This is a genomic window from Gluconacetobacter asukensis (assembly GCF_014174375.1).
GTDB lineage: Bacteria > Pseudomonadota > Alphaproteobacteria > Acetobacterales > Acetobacteraceae > Gluconacetobacter > Gluconacetobacter asukensis.
The window spans coordinates 188,299-200,563 of sequence record NZ_JABEQE010000003.1 but is presented as its reverse complement, the minus strand read 5'-3'; the positions used below and the strand labels follow the sequence as shown (position 1 = coordinate 200,563).

The window sequence follows — 12,265 nt, the reverse complement described above, 5'->3', positions numbered from 1 at the left end:
GGAACCATCGGCCCCAAGGCCAGACCTGGGGCCAGACCTGGGGCCGGACATTGCCTTGCCGGTCATTCTGTCCCAAGACAGGCGCCGTCCCCCGCGCCGATCATCCATCGCCACCGGAAACCCGCCATGACCGCCACCCCCTCCTCCGCTCCCCCGACCGCCGACCTGCTGGCCCGTCTGGCGGATCTGCTGGGACCGTCGGGCATCCTCACCGAGACCTCAGACGTCGCGCCCTACTGCACCGACTGGCGCTCGCTCTATCACGGGCGCGCGGCGGCCGTCCTGCGCCCGGCCAGCACCGCCGAACTGGCCCAGGCCGTCTCGCTATGCGCCGCGGCCGGGGTCGCGATGGTGCCGCAGGGGGGCAATACCAGCATGGTCGGCGGCGCCACGCCCGACGAGAGCGGGCGGGACATCGTGGTGTGCCTGTCGCGGATGAACCGCGTGCGGCAGATCGACCCGCTGGACCACACGATGGACATCGAAGCCGGCGTCACGCTGAAGGCGGCGCAGGACGCGGCGCGCGAAGCCGGCCTGATGCTGCCGCTCTCGATCTCGTCCGAAGGCTCGGCCCAGATCGGCGGCGTGCTGGCCACCAATGCCGGCGGCAACAACACCGTGCGCTACGGCAATGCGCGGGAGCTGGTGCTGGGGCTGGAGGTCGTGCTGCCCGACGGCAGCGTCTTCAACGGGCTGCGCCGGCTGCGCAAGGACAATACGGGCTATGCGCTGCGCCAGCTCTTCGTGGGGTCCGAGGGCACGCTGGGCTTCATCACCTCGGCCATCCTGCAATTGCAGCCCCAGCCGCGCGCGGTCGAGGCCGCGCTGTGCGCGGTCGCCGACGCCGGCGCGGCGCTGGCGCTGTTCAGCGCCTTCCGCGCCCAGGACCCGGCGCTGATCCAGGCCTTCGAATATATGTCGGGCGCCGGGATGGACCTGGTCACGCGGCTGGTGCCCGGCACCAGCCTGCCGCTGGCCGAGCCCGCCCCGGCCTATGTGCTGGTGGAACTGGCGACCCCGCGCCGCAATGCCGACCTGCGCACAGTGCTGGAAGACGTCCTGGCCTGCATGTTCGAGGCCGGCACGGTCAGCGACGCCGTGATCGCGGAAAGCGAGGGCCAGCGCCTGGCGCTGTGGAAACTGCGCGAAGAGCATGCCGAGGCCCAGCGCCGCGCCGGCGCCAGCGTGAAGAACGACGTCTCGGTCCCCGTCTCGCGCGTGCCGGAACTGATCGACCGCGCCAGCGCCGCCTGCGCGGCCCTGATCCCGGGCATCCGCCCCGCGCCGTTCGGCCATATCGGCGACGGCAACATCCATTTCAACCTGGTGCAGCCCGAGGGCATGGACCCGGCCGCATTCCTGGCGCAGGATCACCGGATCATGGACGCGGTCGCCGCCATCGTGCGCGACCTGGACGGCTCCTTCTCGGCCGAACATGGCGTCGGACGCCTGAAGCCCTACATGATGCCCGGCTGGCGCGGAGGCGCCGAACTGGCCACCATGCGCCGGATCAAGGACGCAATCGATCCGCACGGGCTGATGAATCCCGGCACGCTGTTCCCCCCGGCAGGCTAGCGTACCGTCCGCGTGTCCCGCGCGGGGGCGGCCCATGGACCTCTTTCCGGCTCCTCGATTTTCCACTGGCATCCTCGCCGGCCCCAATAAAACCATCGGGACGGGATCTGCTTCAGCCGGCCGGTGCTTGATGACGGTCGGGAACCGGTGGGACGACCAGCCGTAACGGTCGCACCACCCCTGGACACAGGGCTTTTCACCACATCCTCCGGGGAGCTACACAAGCCTATGTCGTTCGCCCGATCCGCAATCAGACGTCCGTCAAGGGCGCACCTGCCGATGCTCGACCGCTACGTGCTGCGGCAGCTCCTCATGGCACTGGCGGCAACCACGGGCGGCCTGGCGGCCCTGATCTGGCTTACCCAGTCCCTGCGCTTCGTCTCCCTGGTGGTCGAACGCGGCCTGTCCCTGCGGGTCTTCATCGGACTGACCAGCCTGCTCGTCCCCTCCTTCGTCGCCATCATCCTGCCGATCACGACCTTCGTTGTGGTGCAGTTCATCTATCAGCGCCTGGCCAGCGATCGCGAACTGACGGTCATGCGCGCGGCCGGCCTGTCGCCCTTCCATGTGGCGCGGCCCGGCCTGCTGTGCGCCGGCGCGTCGGTGCTGCTCTGCCTGCTCCTGAATGTGTGGATCGTCCCGCAGGCCTTTCACGCGTTCAAGCAGTACGAATTCCAGATCCGCAACCGCATCGCGGCCTTCATGCTGCAGGACGGCGTCTTCACACCCTTGTCGAATACCATGACCGTCTATGTCCGCTCCCGCGATCATGACGGCACGCTCCACGGCATCATGGTCGAGGACGGCCGCCAGCCCGACAATCCCTCGACCATCCTGGCCGAGCGCGGTACCATGCTGGTCATCAACGACCAGCCCCGCGTGGTCCTCTTCGACGGCTCGCGGCAGGAAATCGACCGCCGGACCGGCCGGCTGAACGTGCTGACCTTCGCGCGCAACACCATCGACCTGACCACTCCCCGGGGCGAGCAGACCCGCTATCGCGACGCCAGCGAGATGGCACTGCACGAATTGCTGCATCCCGACCCGCACCAGGTCTCGGACCGCGATCGCGGCAAGTTCGCGGTCGAGGCCTGGCGGCGCCTGACCTCGCCCTTCACCGCCTTTTCCTTCGCGATGATCGGGCTGGTCAGCGTGCTGGGCGGCACCTTCTCGCGGCACGGCAACATCCTGCGGCCATTCACCGCGATCATGAGCGTGGTGTGCCTGCTGGCCCTCAGCCTGATGGTGCAGAACCTGGCCGGCCGCAATCCCGGGCTGGTGCCCCTGATGTGGATCGAGGCCATCCTGCCGGGCGCCGTGTGCGCCATCACGCTCTTCCTGCCCGAATGGCGCCAGCGGCAGCAGCCGATGGCGGGGCCGCCGCTTCCCGCATCCATCCCGTCCGGCCAGGCGCCCCGCCCATGACCGTCTCGGTCACCCTCTCCTTCTACATCGCGCGGCAGTTCACGCTGGCGGTCCTGGCGATGATCCTGTCGCTGACCGGGCTGGTCTCGCTGTTCGATTTCATCGACCTGCTGCGGCGGGTCGCAACGCGTCCCAACGTGCCCACCCGCCTGGTCAGCGAGATCGCGCTCCTGCACATCCCCTATTTCACGATCGAAATCCTGCCCTTCGGCGTGCTGCTGGGCGGGCTCGTCTGCTTCTGGCGACTGACGCGCTCGTCCGAGTTGATCGTGGCGCGGGCCGCCGGCATTTCGGCGTGGCAGTTCCTGACCGGCCCGCTGGCCTGCGCCCTGCTGATCGGCGCGCTGGCCACCGGCGCGCTGTCGCCGCTGTCCTCGCTCATGTACCGGCGGGCGGAAACACTGGATCATGTCTATCTGCGCAGCGGCGGCCCGCTGAATCTCGCCGACGGCGCATTGTGGATCCGTCAGGCCGACAATGCCCTGGCCCCCCACGGGGTGGCGATCCTGCATGCCCGTGGCGTGCACCTGCAGGACGGCGTGCTGCGGATCAGCGGCATCAGCCTGTTCCGGCTGGACGAGACCGACCGCATGATCGTCCGCGTGGAAGCCCCCAGCGGGCATCTGGGCCAGGGGGAATGGGTGCTTGACGATACCCACACCATCCGGCCCGACCGCCTGCCCGTCCAGGTGGGACGCTTCACCCTGCCGACCGACCTCACGCTCGCGCGCGTCCAGGAAAGCTTCGCCTCGCCCGACACGCTGTCGGTCTGGGCATTGCCGGGCTTCATCTCGCTTCTCGAGCGCTCGGGCTTCTCGTCCATCCGGCACCGGCTGCATTTCCAGTCGCTGCTCACGCTGCCGATCCTGGCAGGCACCATGGCGCTGGTCGCGGCCGGTTTTTCGATGCGCCCGACCCGGCGCGGCGGCGTGGCGCGCATGATCGGCGGCGGGGTGGCGGCGGGCTTCGCGCTGTTCACGGTATCCAAGGTGGCGGCGCAATTCGGGGAATCCGGCGCCATGCCGCCGATTCTTGCTGCCTGGGCCCCGACCGGAGCGGGTCTCTGCCTTGCAGTTTCTCTTCTGCTTCATTTAGAAGATGGATGATGCCCTTTCTCCTGCCTCGTCGCCTGTTTCTCCCCGTCGGGGGCCAATCCGCGCAGGCACGCGGCATGCTGCTGGCTGCCACCATGCTTGGCGGCACGCTGCTGGGGGCCGCGGTCCAGATCCATCACGCCCATGCGCAGGTCCACCCGCTGCATGTCGACGCGGGCTCGCCGGTTTCCCAGAAGGCCCCGGTGACGTTCCAGGCCGACAAGGTGTCGTACGACAACGCCCAGGGCACCATCACCTGGTCGGGCAACGTCCAGATCTGGCAGAACGACCATGTGCTGCGGGCCGATACGGTCACCTATGACCGCAATACCGGCATCGCGGCGGCACGGGGCAATGTCGCGATCGTCGAGGCGGACGGCACCGTGCTGTTCAGCGACTATGCCGAACTCAGCAACGGCATGCGCGATGGCATCATGACGCGCCTGCACGCGCTGATGGCCGACAACGCCAAGCTTGCCGCCAACGGCATGCGCCGGACCGGCGGGCGCGTCAACGACATGACCCGCGCCGTCTATACCGCCTGCGAGATCTGCGCCAAACACCCCACCCGCCCGCCATTCTGGCAGTTGCGGGCCTATGATGCGATCGACGATACCGAGCACAAGCGCATCGAATTCCGTGACGCCTATCTCGACATGTTCGGGATTCCGGTCATGTACCTGCCGGTCTTCTCGATGTCGGACCCCTCGGTCCGGCGGCAGAGCGGCTTCCTCACCCCCGGCATCACACCGCACGACCGCTATCTGGGCGCCTACGCCACCATTCCCTATTACTGGGTGATCGACGGCCAGTCCGATCTGACCGTCCAGGGCCTGTTCTCGACCCGCACCGGGCCGCAGGTCAGCACGCAGTACCGCAACCTCTTCAACTGGGGCACGCTGAACATCCTTGGCGGCCTTGCGTACGATACCCATCGTCAGGGGGCGTACATCAACACATTCGGCAACACCGTCGGCTCGGCGAACGAGCACGGGGTGCAGGGCTACATCTTCGCCCAGGGCCAGGCCTCGCTCTCGCGGGAATGGCGAGCGGGGATGAACATCAACCTCGCCACCTCCGCCAACTACATGCGCGACTACCGGGTGACCGGCTACGGGCAGGAAATGCTGACGTCGAACGTCTTCCTCGAAGGGTTCGGCACCGGTTCCTATTCGCGCCTCGACGCCCAGGCCTATCAGGGCCTGAACCAGGGCGTCATCCGCAACAACGACCTGCCCTGGGTGCTGCCGCACTATAATTTCAGCTATTTCGGCCAGCCCGACGCCTGGGGCGGCCGTCTGGCGCTGGATACCAACGATTTCTACGTCTACCGCAATGACGGCGTGTCGGACCAGCGCGCCCAGCTCTCGGCCAACTGGGACCGGCCGTTCCGCAACCGGCTGGGCCAGCTCTGGACGCTGACCCTGCATCTGGAATCGGCCATCCATCGCGCCACCAGCCTGAACCAGCAACCGCTCTATGACCCGACGGCGGCCCGCCGCGCGGTTGTCACCGGCCAGGTCCTGCCGACCGTGGCGCTCAAGATGAACTGGCCGTTCCTCCGCACCTTCCAGCATGGCGGCGGCACCCAGATCCTGGAGCCGATCGCCCAGATCATCGCCGCTCCCAATACGGGCAACAGCGTCACCCGCAACATGCCCAACGAAGACAGCCTGGCATACGAGTTCACCGACTCGACCCTGTTCTCGCTGAACCGCTATCCTGGAACCGACAGGCTGGACGGCGGCCTGCGCGGCAATTTCGGCGTCCATGCCAACTGGACATGGGACGGACATGAAATCGACACGCTGGTCGGCGAAAGCGTCCAGGAACATATCGACCACAACCGCATCCCCTATTCGGGGCTGAACCATCACCTGTCCGATGTGGTGGCCCGGGCGCGCATCGCCCCCAACCAGTATGTCGACTTTACCGGCCGCACCCGCATCGACCCCTATGCCGGACGCATCGATTTCGGCGACGCGCTGTTCTCCACCGGCGTCCAGCATTTCCGCGTCACGGGCGGCTATGTCTACGAGCCGGTGACGCCCTATTATTACTATGCCACCAACCTCCAGACCGGCAGCCCGACCTCCGCCTACTTCGTCCGCACCAACGAGCTGACGCTCGGCGCCACGACGAACTGGAGCGGCTACAGCCTCTCCGGCTTCGTCCGGCGCAGCCTGTCCCGCCAGGAGTTCGTCAGCATGGGCGGCAATGCCGGCTACCAGAATGACTGCTTCGCCTTCAATATCATGTATATCAAGCAATATACCTCGATCGGCGGCGAACAGCGCAATTCGACCATCATGTTCACCCTGACCTTCAAGACCATCGGGGCCTTTGGTATCCATGGCTGACCCGACGACGCGCGAGAGACCGAACAGAATGCGACGCCGCCTTTCCCCGACCGGATTTCCATCGAACCTCATGGCCCGTATCGCGGCCGCCGGGCTGGCCGCCTGGACGGCAGGCGCGATCGTGCCGGCAGATGCCGCGCATGCGCTGGCACCGAAACCAGCCGCCGAGGCCTCGGACGGCTCGATCCCCCAGGATTCGATCGTCGCCGTCATCAACGGCACGGTGCTGACACGGCGTGACGTAGAAAATCGTGGCCGCCTGTTCGCCCTGTCCGCCGGCCTGGACCTGACCGACGACCTGATGACCCGCCTGCGCCCGCAGATCGTCCGGCAGCTGATCGACGAGCGCCTGCGCCAGCAGGAAATGCTCTCGCGCCACATCAACGTGCCGCCCGAGCAGATCGCCGCCTCGATCGCCGATATCGAGCGCCGCAACAACATGCCCCACAATGCCCTGCGCGACCATCTGGCCGCCGACGGCATTTCCCTGACCACCATGATCGACCAGATCCGGGTTCAGCTGGGCTGGACCCAGGTCCTGCGCGAGGAAATGGGATCGCGCGGCCGCACCACCGCCGCCGAGATCGCCCAGCGCGAGGAAGCGCTGCGCCGCGAAGACGGCAAGTCGCAATATCTGATGAGCGAGATCTTCATCCCGGTGGATGACGCCCGTCACTCCGAGGACGAGCTCAAATTCACCCAGACGATCATCCAGGAACTGCGCAACGGCGCGCCCTTCCCCATCGTCGCCGCCCAGTTCTCGCAGAGCCAGACGGCGCTGGAAGGCGGCATGATGGGCTGGGTGCAGGAAGACAGCCTGGACCCGGAAGTGGTCGCCGTCGCACGCGCCATGCCGGAAGGCGCCATCTCAAACCCGATCCGCGTCGCCGGCGGCTACGTCATCGCCACGCTGAACGGCCGCCGCGTCATCGGCCACCAGATGGGCACGATGCTGACGCTGCGTCAGGCCTACCTGCCCTTCACCACGCCGCTCAATCCCCAGGCCCCTTCGGAGCAGCAGCGCGCGATGCTGCAACAGGCCCAGCAGCTTGCCGCCAGCGCGCATTCCTGCGCCGATCTCGAGGCGGCGAACCACCGTTACGGCGACAAGCGCCCCGCCAATCCCGGCGACCTGCAGCTGGAGCGCATCAATCCGCAGATGCAGCAGATCCTGGCCAACCTGCCCCCCGGCCAGGCCAGCCACCCCCTGGTCTCGGGCGACGGCATCGCCGTGCTGATGGTCTGCGCGCGCCAGCAGAAGAATTTCGCCCAGCAGACGCCCAGCGAAATCGCGGACCAGTTGATGAACGAGCGGGTGGAGCAGACATCGCGGCAGTTGAACCGCGACCTGCGCCGCCGCGCGGTCATCGACATCCGGTCGAAAGTGTGACCAGCCCGGACCATCCGGCCATGGCCATGCCCGATCCGGCCCAGGAGCCGCTGCGCGACGTCATCGCCCGCCACGGGCTGGACGCCCGCAAGGCACTGGGCCAGCATTTCCTGCTCGATCCCGGCATCACCGCGCGGATCGCCGCCCTGGCCGGCGACCTGACCGGCCGGCATGTGGTCGAGGTCGGCCCCGGTCCCGGCGGCCTGACGCGTTCCCTTCTGGCCACCCCGGCCGCAAGCGTGACGGCGGTGGAAATCGATCGTCGGGCCGTCGCCGTCATCGAGGAACTGGTCGCCCATTTCCCCGACCGGCTACGGCTGGTGGAAGCCGACGCGACGACGCGCGACCTGACGGAACTCTGCCCCGCACCGCGCCAGATCATCGCCAACCTGCCCTATAATGTCGGCACCCCGCTGCTGGTCGGCTGGCTGCGCCAGGCCGCATCGTGGGAACGGCTGACCCTGATGTTCCAGATGGAGGTGGCCGAACGGATCTGCGCCGCCCCCAACACCAGCCATTATGGCCGCCTGGCGGTGCTGGCCCAATGGACCAGCCAGGCCAGCATGGTCATGCGCATCCCCCCCGGCGCCTTCTCCCCGCCGCCCAAGGTCCATTCCGCCGTCGTCAGCCTGACCCCGCACGAAACCCAGCCCGAACCCGCTTTGTTCCGGGCCATGGAACAGGTCACGGCCGCAGCCTTCGGCCAGCGACGCAAGATGCTGCGCGGCTCCCTGCGCGGGATCGGCGGCGAAACCCTGCTGGACCAGGCCGGCATCAGCGGCGAACGACGGGCGGAAACATTGTCGATCGCCGAATTCGACCGGCTGGCACGCTGCCACGCCACCCGCACCGCCTGATGAGCCGGAGCGGGCGGCCCTCCTACCCCGACGTCCCGGCCTTGCGGGCACGCCCCCGGCGGCCCGGCGGGGCGGCAGCTTCCCGCTCGGCCTCGACCATGTAATCGCGGGTCAACGGCACTGCATCGATCGAGCGGGTAATCTGCAACTGGAAATTCAGATGGCCCTGGACGCGGAACGACAGTTCCGCCCCGGCCAGATAGAATTCGAACATCCGGCAGAACCGTTCGTCATACAGCGCGGCCACACGGTCGCGGTTGGCGGCAAACCGCTCCCGCCAATGGGCGATGGTCTGCGCGTAATGCAGGCGCAGGATTTCGCAATCCGTCACCCATAGCCCCGCCTTCTCGATCGCGGCAAAGGTCTCGCTCAGCGCCGGCGAATAGCCGCCGGGAAAGATGTAGCGGTCTATCCAAGGATTGGTGGAGCCCGGCCCGTCATTGCGCCCGATGGAATGCAGCAGCATCACCCCGTCCGGCGCCAGGATCGCACGCACCCGCTCAAAAAACTGCCGGTAATGGCCAACCCCGACATGCTCGAACATGCCGACCGACACGATACGGTCGAAGCGTCGCGTCACGTCCCGGTAATCCACCAGTTCGAACCGGACCCGGTCCGCCAGCCCTTCCTCCATGGCCCGACGGCGCGAGACGGCAAGCTGCTCTTCCGACAGGGTAATGCCCGTGACGCGGGCGCCATAATCCCGTGCCAGCGTCAGCGCCATGCCGCCCCAGCCGCTGCCGATATCCAGCACCTCCAGGTCCGGCCGGTCCAGGCGCAGCTTGGCGGCGATATGCCGCTTCTTGGCCACCTGCGCCTCTTCCAGCGTCTCGTCCCCCCGCGGGAAATAGGCGCAGGAATATTGCCGGTCGCTATCCAGGAACAGGTCGTACAACGCCCCGTTCAGGTCGTAATGATGCGCGACGTTCCGCCGCGACCGCGATGCCGGATTGAACTGGGTCCAGGTGCGCTTGCCATAGCGGATCACCGCCGCCACGGCTTCGCCGATATGGCCGGCCTGCATGCTGTTGGTCATCAGCAGATCAAGCAGATCGTACAGCGTGCAGCCCACCGGCTCGACCAGCCCGTCCATATAGGCCTCGCCAAAGGCCAGGCCGGGATTGGCGATCAGCCGCCGCTCCACCGAAGGCGCGAGAATCCGCATGGACGCAACCGGGCCCTCCGTCCCGACATAGGTCCGCCGCGACCCGTCCGAAAAGACGACATCCAGCCGTCCCTGTGTGATGAAGCTGCGAAAGATCCTGTCGATCACCGGCGTCATCATTCAGCTCCCTGTCGTGCGGGGAACAGCATGAAGTCTGCGGCGCCATCCGTAAAGAACGAGCGAAGGGGCTTTCGATGGCTTTTCAACGACAAAAGGCCCGGAAGAGCGAACTCTTCCGGGCCTTTCGCAGCTCTGGCGCGTCTGCGCCGCGCAGGTCGATCAGGCTTCGGCCGAGGCCTCTTCCGTCTCTTCGATCAGCGCTTCCTCGACGAAACCGGCAGGCTCGTCCTCGACGCCGATGGCCTCGCCGCGTGCCTGACGCTCGGCTTCCTCTTCCGAACGCGCCACGTTGACCGTGACGGGGATCGAGACTTCCGGGTGCAGCGCCACGCGCACGGTGTACAGGCCCAGCTGCTTGATCGGGTGCTCCAGGACCACCTGGGTGCGCGCGATCGTCAGCCCGGCGGCCGTGGTGGCGTCAGCCACGTCACGGGTCGTGACCGAGCCATACAGGCTGCCGCTGTCGCCGGCCTGACGGATCAGGATGACGGACAGGCCATGCATGCGCTCGGACAGGCGCTCGGCCTCCTCGCGACGCTTCAGGTTCAGCGCTTCCAGCTGCACGCGCTCGCGCTCGAAGCGCTCGCGGTTCATGCCGTTGGCACGGATCGCCTTGCCCTGGGGCAGAAGGAAGTTACGGGCATAGCCCGGCTTCACCTTCACGATCTCGCCCATCTGCCCCAGATTCTCGACGCGCTGGAGCAGGATCAGTTCTACTGCGGACATGATCTGCCTCCCTCAACCGACGATATAAGGCAGCAGGGCCAGGAAGCGGGCCCGCTTGATCGCCTGGGCCAGCTCGCGCTGCTTCTTCGCCGAAACGGCGGTGATGCGGCTCGGCACGATCTTGCCGCGCTCGGACAGGAAGCGGCTGAGCAGACGCACGTCCTTGTAGTCGATCTTCGGCGCGTTGGGGCCGGAGAACGGGCAGGACTTGCGGCGGCGATAGAACGGCCGACGGGCGCCCACGGCCGTGCGACGGGCGGCGGGATTGATTTCAGTGGTGTCGGACATGGATTCTTACTCCGCTTCGCCGTCGGTGTCGCGCGGCTCGTCCCGTTCGTTACGGGCACGGAATTCCTCGCGGTCGTCATAGCTGCGACGGGGACCGCCGCGGCCGCTCTCGAACCGGCCGGCCGGCTTCGGACCACGGAAACCGCGCTCGCGCTCGTCGCCCTTGCGGGACAGGATCACGGACGGCGCCTCGTCGATCTCTTCGACGCGCAGGGTCAGGACGCGCATCACGTCCTCGTTGAGGCTCAGCTGGCGCTCGATCTCCTTGATCGTCTCCGGCTTCGCATCCAGACCCAGGAGCATGTAGTGCCCCTTGCGGTTCTTCTTGATGCGGTAAGCCAGGCTGCGCAGGCCCCAATATTCGCGCTTCTTGACGGCGCCGCCGTCAGTCTCCAGCAGGGTGGCGATTCCGTCGGCGACGGCTTCGACCTGCTGCTGCGACACGTCATTCCGTGCGATGAACACGGTCTCATATAACGGCATGGGAACTCCCTTCGGATAAGGTCAACCCGGCCGCCTCGGACACGGTCCGCACGGCGCCCCTCCCGGGGGGCATGGGTATAGCCGGGGCGATGCCGCGCCCGAGCAGGGAAGGAGGGGTGTGAAGCACAAACCCCGCCCGATCACAAGAAAAAACTACACACGCAGCCAGGACGGCACGCTCATCCCCAGCCGGTCGGGAATGTCCCACACCTCGCGCACCGTGCGCACCTTGCGGAATCCGGCCTGCAGATAGGTCTCCAGCGCCCTGGGATGATCGGCCGAGCAGGTATTCACCCGCACGCTCTGGGGCCGCGACGCCCAGGCCGCGTCCAGGGCGGCGCGCAGGAAAATCCGGCCGATCCCCAGCCCGATCTGCCCCGGCATCAGGCCGAAATAGGCCAGGTTGACCTCGTCGGGCACCTGCCGGTCCAGCTCGAAGAACCCGCAGATCTCTTCGTCCCGCCACAGCACATGCACCTCGACGCGCGGATCGCGCAGCAGGACGGTCAGCTCCCGCTCGGGCATGACCCGGCGCATCCACCAGCAATAATCCTGCCCCACACCGTCATAGAGAAACCGGTAGAAGGCGAAGTCCGGCGCCGGCTGACGCACGATCCGATACGCATCCGGCAGCACGGGCGCGACGCCCGCAGGCGGCGCGTCCATGCACAGGAACGTCACGTCGACGACGATCCGGGTCGTCGACCCGGACCCGATCATCGCATTCACGACACCCGGCCCTCAGAGCCTGACCGGAAATGCGCGCTGATGGCGATCCGACG

General features: G+C 67.2%; 11 protein-coding genes. 6 read left to right on the top strand and 5 right to left on the bottom strand.

Annotated elements, in window-relative coordinates; translation table 11 throughout:
- The first annotated feature begins 126 nt into the window (after positions 1-126).
- The 6 genes from HLH35_RS05180 (at position 127) to rsmA (ending at position 8,701) form a co-directional block, all read left to right on the top strand.
- Entirely contained in the window at positions 127-1,575 is a 1,449-nt protein-coding gene (locus tag HLH35_RS05180; RefSeq protein WP_182978123.1) for an FAD-binding oxidoreductase, read from the top strand.
- A 279-nt stretch (positions 1,576-1,854) separates the two neighbouring features.
- Positions 1,855-3,000, top strand: coding sequence for an LPS export ABC transporter permease LptF (gene lptF / locus HLH35_RS05175; RefSeq protein ID WP_246384854.1), 1,146 nt, complete (start codon positions 1,855-1,857; stop codon positions 2,998-3,000).
- The gene (gene lptG, locus HLH35_RS05170) at positions 2,997-4,106 is read left to right on the top strand and encodes an LPS export ABC transporter permease LptG (protein WP_182978121.1); all 1,110 of its coding nucleotides are present in this window, start codon (positions 2,997-2,999) and stop codon (positions 4,104-4,106) included. The genes lptF and lptG overlap by 4 nt, the downstream gene beginning before the upstream one ends.
- Entirely contained in the window at positions 4,106-6,454 is a 2,349-nt protein-coding gene (locus HLH35_RS05165; RefSeq protein ID WP_408870098.1) for an LPS-assembly protein LptD, read from the top strand. Before lptG ends, HLH35_RS05165 begins: the two co-directional genes overlap by 1 nt.
- Positions 6,455-6,524: 70 nt before the next feature.
- A complete protein-coding gene (locus tag HLH35_RS05160) occupies positions 6,525-7,844 on the top strand; it encodes a peptidylprolyl isomerase (protein WP_246384853.1) in 1,320 nt (439 codons plus the stop codon).
- Between the two features lie 20 nt (positions 7,845-7,864).
- On the top strand, positions 7,865-8,701 hold the full coding sequence (rsmA, locus tag HLH35_RS05155; RefSeq protein WP_408870097.1) for a 16S rRNA (adenine(1518)-N(6)/adenine(1519)-N(6))-dimethyltransferase RsmA: 837 nt from the start codon (positions 7,865-7,867) through the stop codon (positions 8,699-8,701).
- 22 nt (positions 8,702-8,723) lie between these two features.
- On the opposite strand, the gene HLH35_RS05150 is transcribed toward rsmA, so the two are convergent.
- From HLH35_RS05150 to HLH35_RS05130, 5 genes are all read right to left on the bottom strand, one after another.
- Positions 8,724-9,983, bottom strand: coding sequence for an SAM-dependent methyltransferase (locus HLH35_RS05150; RefSeq protein ID WP_182978236.1), 1,260 nt, complete (start codon positions 9,981-9,983; stop codon positions 8,724-8,726).
- Between the two features lie 162 nt (positions 9,984-10,145).
- Positions 10,146-10,712 (bottom strand): 50S ribosomal protein L9, encoded by a 567-nt coding sequence (gene rplI / locus HLH35_RS05145; RefSeq protein ID WP_182978118.1) that lies wholly within the window; start codon positions 10,710-10,712, stop codon positions 10,146-10,148.
- Positions 10,713-10,724: 12 nt separating this feature from the next.
- Positions 10,725-11,000 carry a 30S ribosomal protein S18 gene (gene rpsR, locus HLH35_RS05140; RefSeq protein WP_114726487.1) on the bottom strand — a complete coding sequence of 92 codons (276 nt, stop codon included), beginning with the start codon at positions 10,998-11,000 and terminating at the stop codon, positions 10,725-10,727.
- Between the two features lie 6 nt (positions 11,001-11,006).
- Positions 11,007-11,483 (bottom strand): 30S ribosomal protein S6, encoded by a 477-nt coding sequence (gene rpsF, locus HLH35_RS05135; protein ID WP_182978117.1) that lies wholly within the window; start codon positions 11,481-11,483, stop codon positions 11,007-11,009.
- A gap of 153 nt (positions 11,484-11,636) precedes the next feature.
- Positions 11,637-12,203, bottom strand: a complete 567-nt coding sequence (locus HLH35_RS05130) for a GNAT family N-acetyltransferase (protein WP_182978235.1) — start codon at positions 12,201-12,203, stop codon at positions 11,637-11,639.
- Positions 12,204-12,265 lie beyond the last annotated feature (62 nt).